Source organism: Rhizobium sp. 57MFTsu3.2 (genome assembly GCF_012932765.1).
Lineage (GTDB): Bacteria > Pseudomonadota > Alphaproteobacteria > Rhizobiales > Rhizobiaceae > Rhizobium > Rhizobium altiplani.
In genome coordinates this window covers 37,131-60,236 of record NZ_JDWI01000017.1, presented here as the reverse complement: position 1 = coordinate 60,236, position 23,106 = coordinate 37,131, and the positions used below count along the sequence as shown (strand labels likewise).

The 23,106-nt window shown below is 58.1% G+C and carries 24 protein-coding genes and 2 pseudogenes; 14 read left to right on the top strand and 12 right to left on the bottom strand.

The features are described 5' to 3' along the window. Nucleotides 1-190 precede the first annotated feature (190 nt). The 4 genes from AF71_RS18330 (at nucleotide 191) to AF71_RS18315 (ending at nucleotide 4,319) form a co-directional block, all read left to right on the top strand. On the top strand, nucleotides 191-868 hold the full coding sequence (locus tag AF71_RS18330) for a winged helix-turn-helix domain-containing protein (RefSeq protein ID WP_018859085.1): 678 nt from the start codon (nucleotides 191-193) through the stop codon (nucleotides 866-868). Next, on the top strand, nucleotides 855-2,207 hold the full coding sequence (locus AF71_RS18325; protein ID WP_029792627.1) for a HAMP domain-containing sensor histidine kinase: 1,353 nt from the start codon (nucleotides 855-857) through the stop codon (nucleotides 2,205-2,207). The genes AF71_RS18330 and AF71_RS18325 overlap by 14 nt, the downstream gene beginning before the upstream one ends. 72 nt (nucleotides 2,208-2,279) lie before the next feature. Next, a complete protein-coding gene (locus tag AF71_RS18320) occupies nucleotides 2,280-2,843 on the top strand; it encodes a dual specificity protein phosphatase family protein (RefSeq protein WP_192303017.1) in 564 nt (187 codons plus the stop codon). Nucleotides 2,844-3,545: 702 nt separating this feature from the next. Beyond that, the gene (locus AF71_RS18315) at nucleotides 3,546-4,319 is read left to right on the top strand and encodes a 2OG-Fe(II) oxygenase (RefSeq protein ID WP_169682448.1); all 774 of its coding nucleotides are present in this window, start codon (nucleotides 3,546-3,548) and stop codon (nucleotides 4,317-4,319) included. Between the two features lie 295 nt (nucleotides 4,320-4,614). Here the strand turns inward: AF71_RS18315 and AF71_RS18310 are convergent, their stop codons facing one another. From AF71_RS18310 to speB, 8 genes are all read right to left on the bottom strand, one after another. Continuing rightward, entirely contained in the window at nucleotides 4,615-5,364 is a 750-nt protein-coding gene (locus tag AF71_RS18310) for an isoprenylcysteine carboxylmethyltransferase family protein (RefSeq protein WP_169682445.1), read from the bottom strand. Nucleotides 5,365-5,375: 11 nt separating this feature from the next. Next, complete coding sequence (cmoA, locus tag AF71_RS18305) at nucleotides 5,376-6,137, bottom strand: carboxy-S-adenosyl-L-methionine synthase CmoA (RefSeq protein ID WP_062370145.1); 762 nt, start codon at nucleotides 6,135-6,137, stop codon at nucleotides 5,376-5,378. 707 nt (nucleotides 6,138-6,844) lie between these two features. Next, nucleotides 6,845-7,198, bottom strand: coding sequence for a response regulator (locus tag AF71_RS18300; protein ID WP_169682443.1), 354 nt, complete (start codon nucleotides 7,196-7,198; stop codon nucleotides 6,845-6,847). Between the two features lie 47 nt (nucleotides 7,199-7,245). Further along, the gene (locus AF71_RS18295; protein WP_169682440.1) at nucleotides 7,246-8,883 is read right to left on the bottom strand and encodes a phosphoethanolamine--lipid A transferase; all 1,638 of its coding nucleotides are present in this window, start codon (nucleotides 8,881-8,883) and stop codon (nucleotides 7,246-7,248) included. 402 nt (nucleotides 8,884-9,285) lie between these two features. Beyond that, on the bottom strand, nucleotides 9,286-9,933 hold the full coding sequence (locus AF71_RS18290; protein WP_169682438.1) for an amino acid ABC transporter permease: 648 nt from the start codon (nucleotides 9,931-9,933) through the stop codon (nucleotides 9,286-9,288). Then, entirely contained in the window at nucleotides 9,930-10,598 is a 669-nt protein-coding gene (locus AF71_RS18285) for an amino acid ABC transporter permease (RefSeq protein ID WP_169682437.1), read from the bottom strand. Before AF71_RS18285 ends, AF71_RS18290 begins: the two co-directional genes overlap by 4 nt. Nucleotides 10,599-10,634: 36 nt before the next feature. Further along, nucleotides 10,635-11,420: a transporter substrate-binding domain-containing protein gene (locus tag AF71_RS18280; RefSeq protein ID WP_192303132.1), complete on the bottom strand. Its 786-nt coding sequence runs from the start codon at nucleotides 11,418-11,420 to the stop codon at nucleotides 10,635-10,637. Between the two features lie 57 nt (nucleotides 11,421-11,477). After that, nucleotides 11,478-12,539: an agmatinase gene (gene speB / locus AF71_RS18275; RefSeq protein ID WP_113161497.1), complete on the bottom strand. Its 1,062-nt coding sequence runs from the start codon at nucleotides 12,537-12,539 to the stop codon at nucleotides 11,478-11,480. A 300-nt stretch (nucleotides 12,540-12,839) separates the two neighbouring features. Between speB and AF71_RS18270 the strand changes: the two genes are divergently transcribed. The 3 genes from AF71_RS18270 (at nucleotide 12,840) to AF71_RS18260 (ending at nucleotide 15,305) form a co-directional block, all read left to right on the top strand. Then, on the top strand, nucleotides 12,840-13,700 hold the full coding sequence (locus AF71_RS18270) for a LysR substrate-binding domain-containing protein (protein WP_169682431.1): 861 nt from the start codon (nucleotides 12,840-12,842) through the stop codon (nucleotides 13,698-13,700). Between the two features lie 109 nt (nucleotides 13,701-13,809). After that, nucleotides 13,810-14,169: a Rid family hydrolase gene (locus AF71_RS18265; RefSeq protein ID WP_169682429.1), complete on the top strand. Its 360-nt coding sequence runs from the start codon at nucleotides 13,810-13,812 to the stop codon at nucleotides 14,167-14,169. A 662-nt stretch (nucleotides 14,170-14,831) separates the two neighbouring features. Next, nucleotides 14,832-15,305: a nucleoside deaminase gene (locus tag AF71_RS18260; protein WP_169682428.1), complete on the top strand. Its 474-nt coding sequence runs from the start codon at nucleotides 14,832-14,834 to the stop codon at nucleotides 15,303-15,305. 1 nt (nucleotide 15,306) lies between these two features. Here AF71_RS18260 and AF71_RS31790 read toward each other — a convergent pair. Further along, a pseudogene (locus AF71_RS31790) lies at nucleotides 15,307-15,415 on the bottom strand (DUF4440 domain-containing protein); the annotation flags it as partial. A 247-nt stretch (nucleotides 15,416-15,662) separates the two neighbouring features. Beyond that, entirely contained in the window at nucleotides 15,663-16,319 is a 657-nt protein-coding gene (locus AF71_RS18250) for an HAD-IA family hydrolase (RefSeq protein ID WP_169682425.1), read from the bottom strand. Nucleotides 16,320-16,671: 352 nt separating this feature from the next. On the opposite strand from AF71_RS18250, the gene AF71_RS18245 reads away from it, so the two are divergent. From AF71_RS18245 to arsH, 6 genes and pseudogenes are all read left to right on the top strand, one after another. Further along, nucleotides 16,672-17,031 carry a metalloregulator ArsR/SmtB family transcription factor gene (locus AF71_RS18245; protein ID WP_169682423.1) on the top strand — a complete coding sequence of 120 codons (360 nt, stop codon included), beginning with the start codon at nucleotides 16,672-16,674 and terminating at the stop codon, nucleotides 17,029-17,031. Next, nucleotides 17,019-17,462, top strand: a complete 444-nt coding sequence (gene arsN2 / locus AF71_RS18240) for an arsenic resistance N-acetyltransferase ArsN2 (RefSeq protein WP_169682421.1) — start codon at nucleotides 17,019-17,021, stop codon at nucleotides 17,460-17,462. The genes AF71_RS18245 and arsN2 overlap by 13 nt, the downstream gene beginning before the upstream one ends. Before the next feature lie 15 nt (nucleotides 17,463-17,477). Then, the gene (locus tag AF71_RS18235) at nucleotides 17,478-18,005 is read left to right on the top strand and encodes an arsenate reductase ArsC (protein ID WP_169682419.1); all 528 of its coding nucleotides are present in this window, start codon (nucleotides 17,478-17,480) and stop codon (nucleotides 18,003-18,005) included. 1 nt (nucleotide 18,006) lies between these two features. Beyond that, the gene (gene arsB, locus AF71_RS18230) at nucleotides 18,007-19,065 is read left to right on the top strand and encodes an ACR3 family arsenite efflux transporter (protein WP_169682416.1); all 1,059 of its coding nucleotides are present in this window, start codon (nucleotides 18,007-18,009) and stop codon (nucleotides 19,063-19,065) included. Continuing rightward, complete coding sequence (gene arsC, locus AF71_RS18225; RefSeq protein ID WP_192303020.1) at nucleotides 19,062-19,490, top strand: arsenate reductase (glutaredoxin); 429 nt, start codon at nucleotides 19,062-19,064, stop codon at nucleotides 19,488-19,490. The genes arsB and arsC overlap by 4 nt, the downstream gene beginning before the upstream one ends. Beyond that, nucleotides 19,483-20,192 (top strand): annotated as a pseudogene (gene arsH / locus AF71_RS18220) (arsenical resistance protein ArsH). Before arsC ends, arsH begins: the two are co-directional and overlap by 8 nt. A 3-nt stretch (nucleotides 20,193-20,195) precedes the next feature. On the opposite strand, the gene AF71_RS18215 reads toward arsH, so the two are convergent. Beyond that, a complete protein-coding gene (locus AF71_RS18215) occupies nucleotides 20,196-21,086 on the bottom strand; it encodes a sulfite exporter TauE/SafE family protein (RefSeq protein WP_169682569.1) in 891 nt (296 codons plus the stop codon). 274 nt (nucleotides 21,087-21,360) lie between these two features. Here AF71_RS18215 and AF71_RS18210 point away from each other — a divergent pair, with 274 nt between their 5' ends. Further along, nucleotides 21,361-22,380 (top strand): alcohol dehydrogenase, encoded by a 1,020-nt coding sequence (locus tag AF71_RS18210; protein WP_169682412.1) that lies wholly within the window; start codon nucleotides 21,361-21,363, stop codon nucleotides 22,378-22,380. Between the two features lie 131 nt (nucleotides 22,381-22,511). Here AF71_RS18210 and AF71_RS18205 read toward each other — a convergent pair whose 3' ends face one another. Beyond that, nucleotides 22,512-22,988: a DUF995 domain-containing protein gene (locus AF71_RS18205; RefSeq protein WP_169682410.1), complete on the bottom strand. Its 477-nt coding sequence runs from the start codon at nucleotides 22,986-22,988 to the stop codon at nucleotides 22,512-22,514. Between the last annotated feature and the right edge of the window lie 118 nt (nucleotides 22,989-23,106).

Genomic DNA, 23,106 nt, shown 5'->3' with positions numbered 1-23,106 from the left:
AGGATTTCTCCGCTGCCCAGAGCGGCAGTAGCGGGACACTATGCGTCGTCGTATACAGGCGCCTTGCCACAACCATACGGTTTCGTAAGGTCGCGAGATCCGTCACGTTTCGGATCCGTGTGCTTTCCGAAAGATTGGCGAAAAGCCAATGGTTCAGACAGCGGTCAGGTAACTATGGCACGCGAATCTGATGCGGATTTTAGTTATCGAAGACGATCGCAAGACAGCTGACTTCCTTGCCAAGGGCTTCGGAGAGGCGGGACATGTTTGCGATGTCATGAAGGATGGGCGAGACGGCCTCTTCCAGGCACAACGGGAAGAGTACGATGTCGTCATCGTCGACCGCATGCTTCCGGGATTGGACGGTTTGTCGATCGTCCGGTCGCTGCGCGCTGCCAGGGTCAGCACCCCTGCCCTGTTTCTCACGTCGGTCGGCGGCGTGGATGATCGGGTCGAGGGGCTCGACGCGGGCGGCGACGACTATCTGGTGAAGCCGTTCGCCTTCTCGGAGTTGCTCGCAAGGGTCAATGCGCTCTTGCGACGCCCTCCCGTGCAAGAGCAGAAGACGGTCCTAAAGGTGGCCGACCTTGAACTCGACCTGATCCGACGGCAGGCAAGGCGCGCTGGACAGGCAATCGAGCTTCAACCAAGGGAATTCACACTGCTCGAAGTCCTGATGCGAGGAGAAGGTCGCGTGCTTACGAAGACCATGCTGCTCGAAAAGGTCTGGGATTTCCACTTCGATCCCAAAACCAGCGTCGTTGAAACGCACATCAGCCGCCTTCGCGCCAAAATTGATAAGCCGTTTCAAGCGCAGTTGCTGCACACGGTCCGTCATACCGGATATAGCCTGCATGCGCCTAACTAACCTCAGACGAAGCACGCCGTTTCGCCTGGCGCTATCGTTCGCGCTGCTGTTCATCCTGACAGTGGTAGCAACTGGTGGCATCATGTATCACCTGCTCCGCAACGGCCTCAACGCCCAGCTCGACACCGCGCTAAACGACACGTTCCAGGTCGTTTCCTCGACCTATGCGCCTGACGACATTGAGGACTTGGTCACCACCCTCGACAGCTATGCTAATCTCAAACCGGCTGACGACGGTGTCTACTCCTTGATTGATGGGTCCGGGAAGAAACTGGCTGGCAATTTCAAGGCGCCGATACTTCCGGAGGGCGTCTTTACCGTGACATCGGCCGATCTCGGCTTGAAGGGTAGCACCGTCTACCGGCTGCAGGGAGCCAAACTGGGCCAGAATACGCTCGTTGTCGGCAGGAGCTTCGCGCAGATGGACTCCATGCTGAGGACGGTGCTCGTCAGCCTGATCTGGGCTGCGGTCCTCGCTGTCCTTGCGGCGGTCGGCGGAGGCATATTCCTTGCAAGCCGGGCGCAAAAGCGCCTGGATGGCGTTGCCCGGACGATGCTGGAAGTGTCAAATGGGCAGCTGGAAAGCCGGATACCGCTGCGAAACGCAGATGATGATCTCGACCACGTCTTCAAGCAGATCAATGACGCACTCGTTCGGCTTGCAGGACTGGTCGAAGGCATGCGCCAGGTTAGCGCGGACATCGCACACGAACTGAAGACACCACTCAACCGCCTGCGGCTGACCCTGGAGGAGGCACGCCAAGCACACGGCGAACAAGATGACGTCGCGAGGTTTCTCGACGAGGCGCATGACGAGTGCGATCAGATAAACGCGACGTTTGAAGCGCTGTTGCGCATTTCACAGATTGAAGCAGGCGCGCGCCGCCTGAGCTTCAGCTTGGTAGGACTCGGCGAACTCCTTGATCTCGTGGAGGACGTCTACACCGATGTCGCGCAGGACAATCACCAACGGCTGATCGTCGAGCCGTGCCGAGAGACATACATCAATGGAGACCGCGAACTGCTGGTTCAAATGGTCGTAAATCTGGTTGAGAACGCCATTGCGCATTGCCCTCCGGACACCGTTATCAACGTTTCCCTGCGGCGCGATGGTCCGATCGCGGTCATCACGGTAGCCGACACTGGTCCCGGTATACCCGCCCCCGAGCGCGACAAGGTATTCCGACGGCTCTACCGCCTCGACAAAAGCCGGACGAGGCCGGGAAGCGGTCTCGGACTAAGCCTTGTGAAGGCGATAGCCGATCTGCACGGGGCGCGGATCGAGATTGAGGATAATAGTCCTGGCGTCAAGATTTCGGTGCAGCTTCCAGCACTCTAGTCCCGGTCCTTCAGGCCTCCGTCAGCTTCGGCTGGCATTTGGCCGTGAGTTGTCAAAACCTGCGGAACATTGATGTCAAAACGTACTTCGGTGATTTTCGCTTGCCTGATTGCTGTGGGAACGGCGGTCGGTTGCTATCCGCTTTATCTTCAACTTTCCGGCAATTTCCACACAGTGATTGAAGGGCAATTGTATCGCTCGGCTCAACCAACTCCCCGGCAACTTGAGAGATATGTCTCCAGCCACGATATCAAATCGATCATCAACTTGCGTGCGAGTGGCGACAAGGGAACATGGTATTCCGCGGAACTCGCGACCGCGGGCAAACTTGGCGTCGAGCATGTTGACTACCCGATGTCGGCCTCCCAGGTTCTCACACCTGAGCAGGCCGACCGTCTTGTAGCGCTCATGGCAAGCCTTCCGAAGCCTATCCTGATTCACTGCCAGGCAGGTGCAGATCGTACGGGACTTGCTTCAGCACTGTACGTCAGTCGGATAGCTGGGCGCGACGAAGAAGCCGCCGAGCGGCAGCTATCTTACTATTTTGGCCATGTGGGTATCCCTCGTCTTTCGGCAGCATATGCCATGGATAAGAGCTGGGAAAATCTGGAAGTTCATTTCGGGCTAAGGGGTTAGGCTGGATTTTTCGGCCGACTCGCCAATCCATCCGTCTTGCACAGTACGACGGGGTGCCGTCCTCGAAGATCGGCGAACTCTGCCCCGGCGGTGGCGATCTCTTAGAACTAGAAGCCGAAAGGCCTTTGGCCGGTCGAAACACGGTCGCCTGTCGTGGCACCCGCCATCGCTTCCGAGGGACTCCGTTCGCATCGAGATGACGCCCACCAACCGCCTGACCCATATAACCGTTTCAGGAACGTCACTTTCCGGGAAATGGCCGACATTTCGAACTGCACGCAGAAGACACGCCGACCGCACAGAACGGCATCACACCAGAAGCGACGCGCCATGATCGTTAATTCTACTTGGCGGCCGCCAAGGGGCAGGCCAGGTCGCCGCATATAGTGACTTTGGACTCTCCGCCTGGGCCGTCCATTCCGGACAAGGGGCCGAGCGAAATCGCGATCGTAGCCGAATCGGAAGAATGTCCCCAACAACCTTCACCTCGTCAGGGCCCTCAGGGCGAGGTTCGCGCACTGGAGTCGATGCTGCATATGCTGATCCGCCAGTGAATGAGCCGAAGCCTCGCCCGCAACAGCAGCAATTCTGAATCAGCGCGAGCAAATCAACATCCTACGACGCCCCCTTCAGGTTCGGGTCAGCAATTTACGCAATTTTTGAAATACTGGTTTGGGGAAAGAGGCAGCGGAGGGGCATTTTATGAAGGGGACTTTTATTGACTACGAACTGCTGCGGCAGTTCGACCTTGACGCGTTCAGGAAAAGGGCACCCTTTCCTTGGGAGAACATTGGAGGCTTTTTGACCCAGGAGGGATTTCAGTCCCTCTATACCAACTTCCCATCGCTTGAGCTGTTCGAACACCACAACAATATACGTCGATCTCATGGTCAGCGCCCACACAACCGCCACTATCTGGCCTACGAGGACTCGATCTATCATAGAGACAGGCCAGCGGAAGCGGGTGGCGTTGTCGGTCGCGAACAACTGCCCACGGCCTGGCAGGGTTTCTTGGACGAACTAGAGACGAGCAAAGAATACCAACGTTTCATTCGCCGTGCGCTCGGAGTTTCCACATTCATCCCGCGCTATGCCTGGCACGTTGGCTCGCGGGGATCCGAGGTCTCGCCGCATCTCGACACCCCACCAAAGATCGGGACGCATATTCTCTATTTCAATACGAGCGATGATTGGAATCCCGAGTGGGGGGGCGCCACGCTGGTACTCGGCGGCAAGAAGATCGAAGCTATGAATCCCGATTTCGCGGACTTCGAGACGAGCACTGCGGCTCGTATCACCGACAACCACAGCTTTCTCTTCAAGAACACGTCGTCGGCCTGGCACGGCGCTACAGCACTTACCTCTCCCGACGACAGCTACCGCCGCCTCTTCAACATCATTTTTGAAATGCCGAGACGCTCCGTCGGGCGCAAGCTGGTCGATCGTGCACGCGCGCTGTTCAAAGTACCAGGTTAGTAGCACCACACCGGGCACTTTAACGTTCCTTCGCATTCCGGCTGCCCCTAAGCGCTCAGTTACCGTCACCCGGGGGGTACCATATGTGGAAGCCGTTCACGACAGAACGCCTGGCAGGCAGACAATGCTCGGCGTCGTCGGCTCGTCGGTGAAAACCGGCAGCCGGCCAGTCGATACGGTCTTCAAGATCGCCCAGTGCGAGGACACTCTCGCGCGCCTCCAAAACTCAAAACCGAACTCCAGAACCTTAGCCAGCCCTGCAGTTCGGCCCGAGGAAACTCACACGAAGAAGATTTCAGCGTGCGGCTTTCAGTTCGTCAAAGACACCCATTTTCTTCATCGAGCTCACCAGACCAGTAAGCACAATCACCGCAACGAAAAGCCCGACAAGTACCATCGCATAAGAGAGCTCCTGATCCGATATGGAATCTGCCGCCACCCTGTAGAACTCGGTAGCCAACAGCGCGATCAGCGTTGACGACATCGTCGAGTAGTCCTTGGCAATAACGCGCCTGATATTGAATGCCATTCCTTCCGTGGATGCCGAGAATGCACTCAGCTTGAGCCCCCACCTGGGGACGTCCCGGCAGTACGCGCTGTAGGCCTCCCCGAACTTGTCGGCCAAGAACTCCTCTTCCGCGTAAATGATGCACTGGTAGATAAACCCGAACAACAAGCATCCGACGGCAACGACCACTGGATTGCCGTGGAACAGGAAGAGCCCGGAGTAGATGAGCATGTTCCCAACGTACAACGGGTTGCGGCAAACACCGAACATGCCTTCCGTGACCAGGTCCTTGGCATAGACCCGCTTATTCAGGCCGCCACGCTTGATATAGGCATAACCGATCACGGTTGCGCGCAGTATCAAACCGGCGGATATGATGAGCAGTGCGGCGGCGTCTTTCCACTGTTCGAGCGTCGCGCTGCCCAGAACCGTTGCGGCCGGCGGCACAGCGACAAACAATGCGACGATGATGAGTGGAAACGCCTGGTTTCGATACTTGAAAAAGAAATTCCCGATCGACAGCATGAGATCCTTCATGGCTTCTTGTCTCACTTAACCGCGACGATGCCGCAGAAATTATACCAACGGAAGAACACTTCCGTGCTCTTGAAGCCCACCTCCTTGAGCAATTGGGTGTTCTCCTCGAGGCGGTAAGGGATGAGAACGTTTTCCAACGCCTCCCGCTTCTTTGATATTTCGATCGAGGAATACCCGTTACGCCGCTTGAAGTCGTAATAGTGGTCGATGAAGAGCCTGTTGAAGGTCGTGTCCTCGCTGGTCAACTTCTCGATCAGCAGCAAGCATCCGTGTTCGTTAAGACCGTCGTAGATCGTTTTCATGACCCGCTCGCGGAAGAGCGGACGTACAAATTGCAAAGTTAACAACATCGTCACGACGCTGGCGTTTTCCACGGAGAAGCCGCGGTGAAGGTCGCCTGTGACGAGCTCGATAGATCGGTTTGTTCCCGACTCCTCGATCTTCTCGGCAGCTTTTTTGAGCATCTCCGGGGCATTGTCGATACCGACGAAGTCCACGTGGTTGTCGACGACATGGTCGAGTGCGAGGAGCGTCGTGGCCGTCGAGCAACCAATGTCGTAGAGGTTGGACTGAGGCTGAGCAAAGTCCCGGGCCAACTCGCAAACCATCCGCTGCATCTCTCCGTAGAACGGGACCGAGCGGCTCACCATGTCATCGAAGACATTCGCGACGGTGGAGTTGAATGAGAAATCCTCAACAGCATTGCGTTCGTCGGCAAACACCTCGTCACGCGAATTTGTATGCAGCACAAGACGGCTAGACTTATCGGTCATGTCCGCTCCAAATGTATAGCAATGTCAAAAGGGCGTGCTTTTCCCCTGCACACCCGGCGCGCCGCGAATTTGTCACGGTATTCTGACGGCTACCTGAAAGCGACGCCATTGACACCGCTGGCGGAATGCAACGCCTGAAGGCGAGCAAGCACGCGAACGCCCAAAGAGCCGCGAGCACCACACGTACTAAGCTGGCACACCTAGGAATCGGGAGGCGACAATTGCCTGTGCCAGATAGGTTGCCCCCGAAACCATGGCGTGACCGCTCGCAAAACTTGCATTGCCGACCGCCAAAGACCGGTCACAACGTCGCCACGGGCCTATAACGTCAGGCTGTTGCTGGATAGCCAGTCGCCTGCAAGCAAAACAGGAAGGGACAGGGCTTCGACCGGTCGGCGTGAAACCACAGAAAGACCGACCGTGCCCATGGTAATGCACTGAACAACCGCCACTCCACAGAGGCGTCCCCATCGCCGTCGTGATCCAGGAAGGTCCGAGAGGCAGGCCAACATCCTCCGCGCGTTTCGACGAAAGGAGGAAAGTCTGATCCCAAGCCCGCTGTCGTCCTCACCGACTTCAAGCAAGAAATGGAAGAGACCTGCGGTAGCCAACAGCGGCAAAGCAAAGGACATTGACCGATCGGCAACTGCCGAGTTCACTCGCGCGCGCTTTGCCAAACGGCCATTTCATTGCGTGATACGCCCGCCTCATCGCCTGATCTTCTTCATTCGTGCGGAGAGTTCGTCTAGGTCGAAAGGTTTGACGAGGAAATCGTCCGCCCCACCCTCAATTCCCGCCAGTCGATCGCTGTATTGGTCCTGCGCCGTCATGATGATAACCGGGGTCTTGTCACCTTCCCTTCGGATAGCTCGCAGGAGGGATAGGCCATTGCCGTCCGGCAGCCACAGGTCCAGAAGCACCAGGTCATACTTCTTCGATGTCAGTCGACAGGCAGCGTCCTTCAGGTTCACACACCAGTCAACGCAATGCCCATCAGCCACGATATGAGACGATACCGCGTCCCCGATGTCGATGTTGTCCTCGACGACAAGCACATTCACCCGATCGCGCTCCTATCTGTTGTGTTGCTGTCGCGTGGAAACGATGTTCACGAATTTCGACTTCTGCACTTTGCGAATACGTCGAGCCGCTTGTCGTAAACCGACGTCTCCACGTTCATCATACCGAGCACGCTGTGGAACAGGTTGTCGTGAGACGTCGTGCCAAGTGCCTCTCTTCGGAGGCAATCCGTGTCCAGATCCATCGACTTACTGAAGTCGTTGTCAAACCACGTTAGGAACGGCACGTGCGTCTGCTGCGAGGGAGCAAACATGTACGGTGTTCCATGAAGGTAGAGCCCCTTCTCGCCGAGGGACTCCCCATGATCGGACATGTAGATCAGGCCCGTCGCCATCTTGCCCGAACGGGACTTGAGGCGGTCGATGACGGTCGCGATGAAGTCGTCCGTATAGAGGATCGAATTGTCATAGGCATTGACGATCTTCCCGGTCGAACACTTGCCAAGCTCAGGGGTACGGCAGTCGGGAACGAACCTACCTTGATGTTCGGGATATCGTAGATAGTAAGCGGGTCCGTGGCTGCCCAGCTGATGGAGTACCAGAACGCTATCGCCTTTGACATGGTCCAACCAGCCATCAAGCTTGTCCAGGAAGATGCCGTCCAGGCACTCGCCTCCCTGGCAGAATCGCGGATCTTTCGAATTCGCCAAGTCGAGGTATTGGACACGATCAGCAACGCCCTTACTGCCCGTATTGTTGTCGAACCAGGCAACGCCAATTCCTGCATGAGCCAGCACGTCTAGAAGTGATTCATTCGCCATAGCCTTTGCGTGGGTGAAATCCGCACGAGTGAACCGCGAAAACATGCAGGGAATAGAGGTCGCGGTAGCCGTGCCGCAGCTGGTTGTATTTGGAAAATAGATGACATTTGCGGCCTTGAGGCGCGGATTGGTTTCGCGGGGATATCCACCAAGCGAAAAATTCTCCGCGCGCGCAGTCTCGCCGGCGACAATTATCGTAACCCGCGGCTTGTTGATCGGCGGTTCTGACGGTTTGACTGTGGCGTCTGCTCCGACGGTCTGAACAACGAGTGCTGCCTCTTTCCCGGCGCTCATGAAGTAGCGGGCGGTGCTGACAATCGGCGCGACGGGATTGACGCTCTTTGCGATGTCTCGCCGTTGTCTGACGGCAGCGGTATACTCCCGCGAGTAGGTCACGCCACAGATTCCGAAGATCGCGAGTGAGGCGAGGATTGCTGTCAGGTTCCAGAAAACCTTTCTCATGAACGGGCGGTGATCAACCTTCGCCCAGACGATCACAAGAGATGGCAGGATCCCGAAGATGGCAACGTGAACAATGAATTCGGACGTGATCAGGTGTTGCGCTTCCGCAGGCGTTGTCTCCATCGCGTTGCGGATCATGTCACTGTCGAAAAGCGCCCCAAACGTGTCAGTGAAATGGGACGCCAAGGCGGCGACGAGGATCAGGAAGATCAAAACCGGCTTGACGAGGTACTTGGTCGAAAATGGAGTAATTACGGCGACGAACAGGGCCAGCATCGCGAGGTACAACGCCCATAGCGAACCGCTTCCGCTTCCGAGATAGTCGGTTGCCTTCCGCCAGAACGTGTTGTTGCAGAATAGGAGGATGTAGCCGCTTGCCAGTATGCAGAGCGGGACGCTTCCGATCCTCGGCCGCAGCGAGCTCATATGTCCGGGCATTTTCATCAGCTTCACCACTCCACTGCAAGCGCGCGTTTTGGAGAGGGTTGCTGACAGTAACCTGAAGCGGAGAAGATGACGGAGATCCGATTGTCGCGGCTGCCATCACGGGAGCCCTTTGCGTCGCTCAACGGCAATGTCGCCAAGGGGATGAAACGGACGCAGATGGCGTGTACCAGAAATTGGCTGACGGCGACGCCTCCGCCCATGTTGGACGCCGTCATAAATGTCTTGCGATGCGTTCGATTAGGCGAGGAGCCGCGATCGCCAAAATGCTGCCTGAGTTGAGCGCGGAGGCAAAGTCAAGGCCGGCAAAATAGAGGCCGGCAGGAAGCCCAGCTAACGGATGGTCCCAATCTATGGCTGGTGCGATACAGGAAATCCGTAAGGTCTCTCCCTAAGCCGTTATCAACGAATTGGGGCGTCTCTCTCGAGCTTTCGCGCGTACTCGGTCAACGGATAGCACAGGGCAAAGAAGATTGCAGCAACGAGGCCGTAAACCTTGAAGGGCTCGAACGTGGCGTTGTTGATCGCATTTGCTGTCCTCATCAGTTCCTCAAAGCCGAGAATGGACGTCAAGGCGGTGCTCTTGATCAGCTGCACCAGAAACCCGACGGTCGGCGCGCGAGTTATCCGGAAAGCCTGTGGCAGGATGATAAGCCGAAGTTCCTGCAGGCGGTGCAGACCAAGGCTTGCGCCCGCGTCCCACTGGCCACGCGGAAGTGCCTCAACACCGCTGCGCCATATCTCGGCCAGATAGGCACTGGCATAAAGCGTCAGCCCGCACACGGCAGCCGTCCAAGGCTCAATCCGGAATCCCAACATGGGCAATCCAAAGAACATCAGGAAAAGCTGCATGAGCAGAGGTGTTCCCTGGAAAAGCGCTATGTAGCCTGACGCGAACCGCCGTGGCCAAAAGGATTGCGATATCCGAGCAAAGAGGATTGCCATGCCGACCGTTGCCCCGCCGACAAAGGCGGCGATCGACAAGAGAACCGTCCAACGAGTCGCGAAGGCAAGATTGCGCAAAATATCCCAGAACGTGAACTCGATCATGATATTCCCGCCCCAAGAAACCGACGACCGCCAGCGATCAGCAACCGCCTGAGGCTTGCCGACATGGCAAGATAGATCATCGTTACGACCAGATAAGTCTCAAATGAACGAAACGTGCGGGCCTGCAAAAGATCGGCCTCCTGCGCCAGTTCCCGAACGGAAATCTGTGAGACCACGGCTGATTCCAGCATCATGATGACGATCTGGCTTGTCAGGGCCGGGAAGATTACCTTTAGCGCCTGGGGCAGGACGACTTTGAAAAACACGTGTCTCGGCTTCAGCCCCAGCGCCAGGGCCGCTTCGCTTTGCCCTTTCGGGATCGCATCGAGGCCCGCGCCTATGACCTCGGTCGTATAGGCCGCCATGTTGAGGGTCATGGCGAGTATTGCCGCTGTTACAGGATCGAGATGGATTCCAATGCTTGGAAGGCCAAAGAAGATGAAGAACAGCTGGACAAGAAACGGCGTGTTTCGGATCACTTCAACATAGATGCCAACTGCCCGTCGCAACCAGCCGAACCGACCTCTTCGCGCAGCAGCACCGAAGACACTGAGCACCGTCCCGAAGACGGTGGTGCAGGCAATCAGGAAAAGCGTCATGCCCGCACCATATGCGAGCGCTCCCGCACCGCCCCAGAGCCAGTCGAACCCAAGGCTATAGGACATCGCCAATCCTTTCACGGCGGAGAGCACTCATTTCGATCAATCCTTGAGATTTTCAGGGTTGAGTGGCGTCTTCAACCAGGCCTTCGAGCTTGCGTCGAGTTTCCCCTCGGAGATCATCTTGGCAACGACGTCATTGACGGAGCTCTTGAGACCCTCCTCGCCCTTGCGGAGGGCGATGTGCGAAGGCGACGTCAAGAGCTGGAACTTTTGCTCGGGTTTCAACGCGTCCTGGCGTGCCAGGACCTGCGCTCCAACATCGTTTCCGACCACCATCAACTCGGTCTGACCAGAAATGAAGGCCTGTATGACGGAATTGTAGTTTTCGAAGCGCTGGATCGTTGCCGATGCCGGTGCTGCAGCCGTCAACGAGGTGTCTTCGAGCGTGCCGCGGTTAACCGCAATTGTCTTGTCGGCGAGGTCATCCTTGCCTTTGATCGAGACAGCTGCCGGGCCTATGACCGCGATGTAGTACGGGGCGTAGGCAGCAGCAAAATCGATGACCTCGGCACGCTCCTTGGAAAAGCCGACGCTCATCAGAATATCGACGCGCTTGTCGTTCAGATAGGCAATTCGGTTTTGTCCGGTGACGCTTACGAGGTTGAGCTTCACACCAAGATTGTCGGCAATGCTCTGGGCGACATCGACATCATATCCCTTGAGGCTCATGTCGGCGCTGGCCGACGAGAATGGAGGGAAATCAGAGAAAATGCCGACACTGATTTGGCCGGCGGCCTTGATGTCGGCGAGGTCGTCGGCATGTGCCGACAGTCCGACCAGAGTGAATGCGGCAGCAGCAGCGATGGCTCTTCCTAGTTTGCTCATATTCATTTTATGTTCCCTTTTTCTTGGTTCTGGATTTTGAAGACAGGTCCGACTGTTTCAGGCGGCCCGCTTGCGTGCGGACGGACTGAACATGGCAAGGCAAAGCAGTTCGAACAGCACCTGTGCGGCTATCTGGGCAGTATTGGTAGTCGCGTCATACTGCGGTGCGACCTCCACCACGTCGCCGCCGACGAGATTAACGCCTCGGAACCCGCGCAGCATGGCGAGAACTTCTCTCGGAAGCAGTCCACCAACCTCCGGTGTTCCAGTTCCCGGCGCAAAGGCGGGATCCAGGCTGTCGACATCAAAACTGATATATGTCGGGCCGGAACCGACAACCTCGAGGGCGCGCGCGATGACGGCCTTGATGCCCATCTCCGCGACTTCCTCGGCGTGTATAACCGTCATGCCCGAAGCGAAAGAGAATTCCCAGAGGTATTCGGCTCCTCCTCGAATGCCGATCTGGATCGTTCTCTTGGGATCGAGGACACCGGCGAGGACAGCCTCCCGGAACGGGGCGCCGTGATGGAACTTCGAGCCCTCATATGGCCCGGCCGTATCACAATGGGCATCGATGTGGATCATTCCAACGGGAGTACGGCTTGCAAATCCCTTGAGGATCGCGCCGGAAATGGAATGGTCACCCCCCACGGACAAGGGGATCACTCCGGTATTGGCGACCATGCGGTAGCAGGCCTCGATGTCCGCGTGGCAACCGGCGAGATCAAAGCGGCTTCTCATCGGAACGTCACCGACATCAGCGACCTTGAGCTTGCCCATCGGCGCGACCCGAAGAACATGCTCGTAGGGTCCGACACGTTCGATCGCCCGGACAGCCCTCGGGCCCAACCGTGATCCGGCTCGATTGGTTACGCCAAGGTCCATTGGCACGCCGATAAGAGCTACATCGAGGGCCTCCAAAACCTCCGGCCTGATGCCGTTCTCGATGAAGGACGCGCCAAGGAAGGTCGCCGGATCGGCAAACGGCCATTTGCGGCTGTCGCCATCCTTGAAGACGCTTGCAGCAACTTCGCGAAAATGTGGATCCTGCATTTCACCGCCGGCGGCATTGCCGAAGCGACGGCGTAGGTCCTCCAGAAAATCCTGGTCAATCGTCAAGATAAGCTCCCCCGTTTGATCCGAGATGCCATCATTCGCCGAGCCAAAAGGCTTTACAACCTTGATATTTCGTGAGGGCCTATAACGATTTCTGATACTCAAGTCGCTCCCATTGCAGCATTCAGCAGCGTGTCCGTTCAGAAAACCTTATAAGCTGGACGTGGGGGGCGATTATGACATTACAGACGACGGCAAAGCTTCTGGCCGTTGCGCATGAACTTCAGATCGTACAATGTCCACGCTTAGCCGAAGACGGAGACCGTCGCACGGCTGGTTTAACGCAGACGAAGAACCCGCCTAATGCTTGATCTCGATTCATATTTGTTGCGGGCGTTCCTGACGGTCGCCGAAATCGGCACGGTCAACGGCGCTGCTGCCAAATTGCACCGAACTCAAGCGGCAGTGAGCATGCAGATCCGCAAGCTCGAGGAGCTCGTCGGAGTAACGCTCTTTTCCCGGTCGTCCAAGGGACTTGAGCTCACCGCTCACGGCCAGATCATGGTGGCCTACGCCCGAGAGATCGTGGTCCTTTCCGACGAGGTCGGCCGTCGGCTCACCGGAAAGATACTTCAAGGGCGCATCCGTCTCGGAGTCGTCGAGGACTTCGCCGCCAGTCGACTGATAAATATCCTTCGTGACTTCAGGGCTCAGAACCCCAAGGTCGACATCGACATAATCGTCGAGCCCAACCGGCGTCTGGCAGAGATGTTTGAAGAAGGGAAACTCGATATCGTTGTTTGCGATATCACCGTCCTCAATCGGAAACCCATCCTGATCTGGACCGAGTATCTCACCTGGGTCGTCAGATCGGATTTCGTGGTCGACGCAAGCAGGCCGCTCCCGGTGATCATGTTTGATGAGAGCTGCCCCTGGAATGTCCGCACCATCGCGACGTTGTCGCAGCGGAACATAAAATGGAAGACGGCATGCGTTGCTTCAACGTTGGTCGCGATGGCAACGGCGGTAAGGGTCGGCATTGGTGTCGGTCCTATGCTTGAAGCCACTATCCCCGAGGGATGCCGTGCGCTGGACAAGGCCGCCGACCTACCTGGCGCAGTGCGGATCGAGATTGGATTCTATGCCCAGTCCGAGGCATCCGAGGGCGTCCGTTATCTTGTCGAGTTCGTGTCACGGCACACCGCCATGGCGGACCGCCCATAACGACCCGTTATAGCCGCGAAAAATAAAACAGCCTGTTCAACTGGCGCGATGGCTGCAATCTGACCTTCGGCAGCAACCGGCATGCCAAGTGAAACAAGGATACCGGCCGATGGCTATCGAGCACTCGTCCGTGGACGAGGAGTCGCCACTCCAAACAGTCCATATTATCGGCCAGATCGCCAGCTCCGCCGCGGGGGACAGCGTAAGTGCGCAGACGACCGAAATTCTTCATCGCATTGATGCCCTTCTCAAAGAGGCGGGCACCGATAGGGACGAACTGATTCAAGCAAATATCTGGCTTCGGGATCTCATGGGTTTTGACGAAATGAATGCCGTTTGGGAAGGATGGGTAGCTGCCGGCACGACACCTCGGAGAACCACTTTTGAAGATAGGACACTGCCGCGCTTGTGCGATATCCGGGTAGACGTGATCGCTTGGCGGAAAACCGATGAGTTTGCCTCGCCGTGAGGCGGAGCCTGGGGTCCCTGGATTGCTCTGGCCGCCATCATTTTGGTAGCTGCATTTGCATGGATCCAGAGGGGTGGCACTGCAACCGACCCAACTTCAACAGCATCCACAACGCCCCCGATTTCTCGATCTTTTCCGAAGCCAGTGATTCCCGTAACCCCGCCGGCCGCCGCTCCGGCAAATCCGTCAACCGGTACTCAGCCGTAACGGCGCGACGATGGGATGGCCGCTTGGAACCATCGTGGCAGTATGCTCGAGACCTTGATTTCACCTAAACCGTCGTCATTTTCCTCTGCAAGGTGTGCCTTGGATGGCGGTGACTTTGCCATCAGGCGATTAAAGTGAAAGCTCAAGAAAACAATTCAACCCGATATGACAATGGGCAAAGGAATACGCGGTTGAAGAGAGCTTGACGTGATGGGGCATCACGTCGGCATGTCTTTGACTATCGGGGCGGGAGCGGAAACCAAAATCATCGACAACATGCGGCCTAGGCAACCTCTCAAGGAGAGCATGGTGGCTATCGGCACTCGTTACCCGCCCACGGTGTCGCCCATCCAAGCGCGGAACGCCAAATTATCCGCCAGGATCATTAGCAGCATCTTGGAAATCCCTTCGATTCAAGTCAAATTCAAGCCGCTCTAGTGTTTGGGGAGGTTTCGATGGAAAACCACGAGCCATTTTTGCACGAGGCAATTGCACTTTCGAAATCCGCGGTGGAACACGGCGACGAACCGTTTGGGTCGCTGCTGGTCAAGGACGGCGACATAATCCTGCGCGCTGAAAACAGTGTCTATACCGGCCACGACATGACCAACCACGCCGAGATGAATTTGGTTAAGCTGGCGGCGAAGCACTACGATACTGCTTTTCTCGATCACTGCACGATTTACACCAGCACGGAGCCTTGCGCGATGTGCTCGGGGGCAATTTATTGGTCGGGTATCGGGCGCATGGTGTTTGCGTGCTCGGAAACGCGGCTTGGCGAGATCGCTGGGATCGGGTTGAACGTGCCGAGCCGGTCGATTTTGCAAACCGGCGCGCGCGTCGTCACCGTGGTTGGTCCGACGAACCTTCAAGACGAAGCCGCAAAAGTACATCAGGAATTCTGGCCGAAGCATCTTGGCAGGGCATAGCCAGATCAACGTTTGTCCCCTCCGTCTTCGTACCCGTCATATGTACCAGCCCGCTCCAAGGCTACGTCGACGCCGATTGTCAGCTTTGCATCCTGGACCTCGCCGCCGATCGCTGGACACGCACCGCACGCCAGTCGTCTCACAGCATATGCTGCCGTTCGAAATCTTCACCGGAGCCAATATTTGACAGCTAAAGAATCTGCGATCAACGCGTTTCGGCGTCCAATGGCCTGAAGGTCGCTCCCGGGGAGCGAAACGCCTTAAGATCGACCCAGATCCCGAGCCAACGTTTGTCTAAGTGATCGCTGGCCGAACCCGGTAACAGCCTATGGTCCGCGCTCCCCGCGGTCATTGCACTCAGCGCTGGGTCCGCGCAACTGCCAGTGACGCTCCCACCACCAGGGCACGCAGACCCAAGTAGTCAGGCACGGCCGGCCGGTTCTGGAGGGTCGCACTGTTGGTGTGGGTAATAACAACAACAGAGGCACCAGCAGCCTCCGCGGCATGTATCCCCGCGTCAGCATCCTCGAAGACCAGGCATCGCGTGGGAGAAACGGAAAGAAGTTCGGCGCCGGCAAGAAACGGGTCGGGCTTCGGTTTTCCTCGAATTACATTCTCCGCGGCAATGATGGCCATCGGTTGCGGCAAGCCGGCGGCTGCAATACGCCTCAATGCGAGCTCCTTCGGAGCAGAGGTCACTACCGCCCATTTCCCACTTGGAAGCGATGTCAGGAACTCGAGCGCTCCGGGGATTGGAACAACGCCGTCGAGATCCGCGAGCTCGCGTTCTGTGATTTCGGCGGCGGCCCTTTTCGGATCAATTCCCGAAGCCCTCAGGTCAACCATCGTGTCCTCCACCCGCCGACCATGATAGGGCGGTGTCGGAATTCCGTTGTCCCTTGCCCAGCCTCCCCAGACGCGCTCTGACGCAGCACTGGAATCGAGGATCGTTCCGTCCATGTCGAACAGGAACGCGTCAAAGGATTGGGTTTCGAGCGGATTGTACGATAACATTCTTTCTCTTCTGCCTGATGAACGAGTAATTGAAAGGAATGTGCCGTCCAGGCGCGGTTCCCATTGACGTGCGGACTGGAGTGTTGGGCGTTGCCGTTGCCGGCGCCGCGCTATTCACCGGACGGTGACGCCTGCTCGGATCCTTTTCTCAGACGCCTGGACCGCATAGTGCTGATCGTCTAACCCGTCAATGACCAAGGCGCTTTAAGGCCCTCAAACTCGGTGGCAGAGCTCGGCAGATCACGCTTGGCGAGACACTAGTTGCGACGCCATTTCGTCGATGAACGTATCGGTACGCCGCGTGTCCGCAGGTAGCAGTTGACACTAAAAATACATCCGTTATTCTGGATATATGGAATCGAAATTGGCAATTGCGGCGCTTGCCGCCCTGGCGCAGACGACAAGACTAGAAACCTTCCGCTTGCTTGTGAAGTCCGAGCCGGACGGCATTCCGGCCGGGGAATTGGCGCGAATGGTGGATGTCCCCCAGAACACCATGTCTGCCCATCTTGCGACCCTTTCGAGGGCGGGCATCGTCAAGAGCGAGCGACGCAGCAGGTCCATCATCTACCGGGCGGATCTGGAAGGTTTCCGCGAACTCACGCTCTTTCTGCTCAAGGACTGCTGCGGCGGAAATGCAGAGCTGTGCGCTCCGCTGATCGCCGACCTCACACCCTGCTGTTTGCCGGAGACCGGGCCGTGCGTGAACTGAAACTCGATCCGATCAGTGTTTCTGACGAGCTGACGACCGGTCTTGCGGCAGCTGGGCTACCGATCGACGACATCGGCGAACCGGGGCGATCATTCTTCCGGCTCGCTGACACCGAGAACCAGATCATTGGCTACTCCGGGATCGAAGCGGCCTCGCACGATGCTGTTCTCCTGCGGTCTATGGTGATCCTACCGGCGTTCAGGTCACAGGGATATGGCCGCCGCCTCGCGGCAATGACGATCACGCGAACGCCAAACGGATCCGCCGTCTATCTCGCGACCACCAACGCTGCACGGTTTTTCGAGCACCTCGGCTTTACGGCTATTGGCCGCGATCAAGTTCCCCAAGCGATCCTTTCCACCCGCCAGCTCTCGGGGCTCTGTCCCGCGTCGGCGACGATCATGAAACTGACCAGGCGGCCTGCGACCTAACCACGGAACACGACCATGACCGACAAGACTTACAACGTGCTCTTCCTGTGCACGGGCAATTCCGCACGCTCGATCCTCGCTGAGTCCATACTCAACAAGGAAGGCGCTGGTCGCTTCAGGGCATTCTCCGCCGGCAGCCAGCCCAAGGGCGAAGTCAACCCGCATGCGCTCAAGGAGCTGGACGCCCTCGGCTATCCCTCGACGGGTTTCTCATCGAAAAGCTGGGACGTCTTCGCTAAACCCGGAGCACCCGAGATGGATTTCATCTTCACGGTCTGCGACAGCGCCGCTGGAGAAGCCTGCCCGGTCTGGATCGGTCACCCGATGACCGCGCACTGGGGCGTCGCGGACCCTGCCGCCGTGGTCGGAAGCGAGGTCGACATCCAACGCGCCTTCGCGCAGGCCGCGCGCTTCCTCAAGAACCGCATTACCGCCTTCATCAACCTGCCGCTGGCTTCCATCGACCGCATGGCGCTCGAACAGCATGTCCGGCAGATCGGTTCGCTCGAAGGCGCGTCCGTCAAACCCGCAAAGGCCGAGTGATATGTCCACGTTCGAACGATATCTGACCGTCTGGGTCTTCCTCTGCATCGTGGTTGGAATCGCGCTCGGCCATGTCATGCCTGGCGTGTTCCATGGCATCGGTGCGGCCGAAGTCGCCAAGGTAAACATCCCGGTCGCGATATTAATCTGGCTGATGGTCATCCCGATGCTGCTGAAGATCGATTTCGGTTCTCTGGCGAAGGTCGGCAGCTATTGGCGCGGGATCGGGGTCACCCTCTTCGTCAACTGGGCCGTCAAGCCATTCTCGATGGCACTTCTCGGTTGGCTGTTCGTCGGATGGCTTTTCCGCCCACTGCTCCCGGCCGACCAGATTGACTCATACATTGCTGGTCTGATCATTCTGGCGGCTGCGCCGTGCACCGCCATGGTGTTCGTGTGGTCGAACCTCACGAAGGGCGAACCCCACTTCACCCTGTCACAGGTAGCCCTCAATGACGCCATCATGATCGTCGCTTTCGCACCGATCGTCGGACTGCTATTGGGCCTTTCGGCGATCACGGTCCCCTGGGATACTCTGGCGATATCGGTGGTCCTCTATATCCTCATCCCGGTCGCCATCTCCCAGATCGTTCGTAAGCGCCTGACTGCTGATGGCACGACGCGATCCCTGGACAGTTTGCTGGCAAGGCTGCAACCCCTTTCGCTTCTCTCCCTCCTTGCCACCTTGATCCTGCTCTTCGGGTTCCAGGGCGAGCAAATCATAGCGCAGCCCGCCGTCATCGGCTTGCTCGCGGTGCCGATCCTGATCCAGGTCTACTTCAACTCGGGACTGGCCTACCTGCTGAACCGGATATCGGGCGAACAGCATTGCGTCGCCGGTCCGTCTGCGCTCATCGGAGCCAGCAATTTCTTCGAGCTTGCGGTCGCGGCCGCCATCAGCCTGTTCGGCTTCCAGTCCGGAGCCGCGCTCGCGACTGTTGTCGGGGTCCTCATCGAGGTCCCCGTGATGTTGTCGGTGGTCTGGATCGTGAACCGCACCAAGGGCTGGTACGAGGCCGCACCCGCCGTATCCCGAAACACCATCACAGAAAGGACATGACCATGGACGTCACGATCTACCACAATCCCGCATGCGGGACGTCGCGGAACACGCTTGAGATGATCCGCAATGCGGGCATCGAGCCGCGTGTAGTCGAATACCTCAAGACGCCGCCGTCACGAGCCGAACTGGTGAAAATGATCGCAGACGCGGGCCTCACCGTGCGTCAGGCGATCCGCGAGAAAGGAACGCCCTACGAAGAACTTGGTCTCGACAATCCTTCGTTGACCAACGACCAATTGCTCGACGCCATGCTCAAGGACCCGATCTTGATCAACCGTCCGTTCGTCGTCACGCCGCTCGGCACGAGGTTGAGCCGGCCGTCTGAAGCTGTGCTCGATATCCTGCCGGACACTCACAAAGGTGCCTTCACCAAGGAAGACGGCGAGAAGGTTCTCGACGAGAAGGGAAAGCGCGTTGTCTGAGGAATTCCCCGCTCTCGAGGAGCGGCATCTCCCCCAGCCTGACCTCGAAGCGCTCCGCCCGCGGTTCTCGACACACAAGCCGCGCATCCTGATCCTCTATGGATCGCTCCGTGAGGTTTCCTACAGCAGGTTTCTCGCTCACGAGGCGCGCCGTCTGCTGGAGCGACTGGGTTGCGAGGTTCGGGTGTTCGATCCCAAGGGCCTCCCCCTGCCAGATGAAGCTCCCGTCAGCCATCCCAAGGTGCAGGAACTTCGTGAACTTTCCGAATGGTCCGAAGGCCAGGTATGGGTCAGCCCCGAGCGCCATGGCGCGATGACTGGCGTCATGAAGTCCCAGATCGACTTGATTCCCCTTGCCGTCGGGTCGGTGCGGCCAACGCAGGGAAAGACGCTCGCGGTAATGCAGGTATCTGGCGGCTCGCAGTCATTCAATGCCGTCGGCCAGCTTCGCATCCTCGGCCGCTGGATGCGGATGATCACGATCCCCAACCAGTCCTCGGTCGCCAAGGCCTATCAGGAGTTCGACGCCGACGGACGGATGAAGCCGTCGTCCTACTACGACCGTGTTGTCGACGTCTGCGAGGAACTCGTAAAGTTCACCTTGCTCACCCGCGACGCCTCGTCCTACCTCACGGATCGCTACAGCGAGCGAAGGAAGACGCTGCCAAGCTCGAACAGAGAGTGCAGTTGAAGTCGATCTGACGGCTACCTGTGCCGCCAGACCTTGACGGCGGAGAGAAGCAGGATGACAGCGAGCGCGGGCAGAAGAACCGCGTTCGGAACGATCCCCAGCAGCAAGCCGCCGATGAACGTGCCGACGATCGATCCCGCCGCCATGACCATCACGAACATTTTGTTGCGTCCCAGTACCGAAAAGCTCTGATCACGGCTGTATCGCGTGAAGCCAACGAGCATTGTCGGCAGGCTGACGGAGAGCGACAGCGATCCGGCCAGCTTGATGTCCGCACCGAACAAAAGCACGAGCGTCGGGATCAGCAGTTCGCCGCCCGCTACTCCGAGAAGGGACGCCACGAGACCAATCACGAAGCCTGCAACGACGCCCGCGACTAGCTGGGCACCACCCGTTAGAAGCGGCTCGCCTGCAGTGGCATTGTGACCGACGATCAGGACCAGAGCGATGGCGACCAGAAGCGCGGCGATGATCTTGTAGAGGGTCTCGGACTTGAGGCGCGTCGCCCATCCGGCCCCGAACCATGCGCCCGCCAAGCTTCCGGCCAGCAGATTTACCACGATCGGCCAGTGGGAACCGATTTCGCTGAACGGTACCGTCGCCGCGCGGAACGGAAGCGCCGACGCCACGACAACCAGGCTCATCGCCTTGTTGAGGATGACGGCCTCCAGGGCCGCAAAGTTGAAAGCTCCGATCAGAAGAGGAAGCCTGAACTCCGCGCCTCCGAGTCCAATTAGACCGCCAAGTGCGCCGATTGCCGCCCCACCAGTGAAGGCAGCCGGTTTGCTACGGGATGATGGCACATCGGCAGGAGCGTCCATCTTCATTATGTCTCGAGAACAATTACGATGAAAACCCTTATGCTTACAGGCAAGATACCCTGCAAGTGATGTTCGGCGAAACAGGTTCCATTGGCCGACGGCGCAGGTGAAGGTAGCGTTGATTAGTCCTGGACAGGCGCGTATTGCTGACCTGCAATAGTTGCATTGTCTCGGCTAGGAACGACAGCGTTCATTGGTCACCGTCACCTCGTTGCTCCCTCGTCCTTATACTTTGCGCCAGTCACCAGATTGAAGAGGCTGTCGATCGCGCTAGATGCCGCCACGCGGACCAAGGCCTGTTGCTGTGGCGACGTCGCGACACGTGGAACTTGGCAAAACGAAATCTGAGGAGGGTTCAATGCCGAGCATGCGCTGTGTTGAAGTAAAAGCCGCAAATCAATCATTGCAAATGGTCGAACGCGAGATTCCGACCCCGACCGCTGGCCAGGTCTTGATCAGGGTTCAGGCATGCGGAGTATGCCACAGTGACAGTTTCACCGTGATGGGAGCGTTTCCCGGCATCGCCTACCCACGCGTGCCTGGTCACGAGGTGGTCGGCGTGATCGATAAGGTCGGTGAGCGCGTGCCCAACTGGAAGCCCGGTCAACGGGTGGGTGTTGGTTGGCACGGCGGCCATTGTGGGCATTGCCCGTCCTGTCGGCGCGGCGATTTCGTAACCTGCCAGAACGCACAAATTCCCGGCATCAGTTACGACGGCGGCTATGCAGAGTATATGATCGCACCATTTGAAGCCCTAGCCGCAATCCCTGATGAGCTCGATGCAGCCGAGGCCGCTCCACTGCTATGCGCCGGGATCACGACCTACAACGCGTTGCGCAACAGCGGTGTTCGGGCAGGCGACACGGTTGCCGTGCTCGGCATCGGCGGACTCGGTCATCTCGGCGTACAATTCGCCGCGAAAATGGGTTGCCGCACGGTCGCTATCGCGCGGGGAGCCGACAAGGAGCCATTGGCGCGTGAGCTCGGTGCTCATCGCTATCTCGACAGCACCACCCAAGACGTTGCGGCCGAATTGGGAAAGCTGGGCGGAGCCCGCGTGATCCTGTCGACCGTCACCAATTCGAAGGCGATGAGCGAGGTGCTTGGTGGGCTGGCGGTCAATGGCAAGATGATCGTGCTTGGCGCGTCATCCGAGCCAATCGAAGTCTCGCCATTCCTGTTAATTGGCGGACGTCGCGGAATTCAGGGATGGCCATCCGGGACGTCGAGCGACTCGGAAGACACCCTGGCATTCAGCGCTCTCGCCAACGTTCGTCCGATGATCGAAACGATGCCGCTGGAGCGGGCGGCAGAGGCTTATGAGCGGATGATGAGTGGAGCGGCACGCTTCCGGATGGTGATCACGACCGGTAGATGACCCAGTTCCGGGAAGCTGCGTTACCCATTCATGGAGCGGAATGAGGAGACTTAGGACATTCGCCAGACTCCCTTGTTTTCGGGAGTCCAGCGCACGCGTCCGAAAAAGACAGGGAGCGAAGGTCCGGTTTACTACTGCTTTGCCAGCTTTACCTTCAAGGCCTCGATCTTCGGGGTGATCGTGTCGCCGCTGGACAGCTTCGGCGTGAACTTCGTCCAGCTTCCGCCCTTGCTCGGCTCCGCGCGGTATAGAACCTTCGGCTTCGCGGTATCGCGCGCCCAGAGCTGACATTCGTCGGAATGGTTCGTTCCCCATGCTCCGGCCCACTGATCCGAGACACAAAGCTTCCCGTCCGCTGTCGACCAAGTGCCTGCGGCATGGGATGGTCCGTTTCCGGTATAACCCAGCATCTTGCCGTCGGCGCCAAGGTACCAGGAGATCGGTTCTTTCTCGCCCTTGTGGCCTTTCTCGGTGAAATTATATGTCTTCCCGGAGAACATTTCCCTGATCTCGGCCGCCGGAATTGGCGCGGCGCCTTTGGGCGCAGCCTGAGCGAGGGCCATGGTGGGGACGGCAGCAAGCACTGCCAAGGCAATGATCGGTCTCATGATAACCTCCAGTTGTCAGCAGAAGCAAAACCGCGTTCGACCTGGACCGACAAACGGCGCCACGAGGCGCGCGGAACGGCCACAGCTCGAACGGGCCAGCACGGGCATTCCTGTCCAA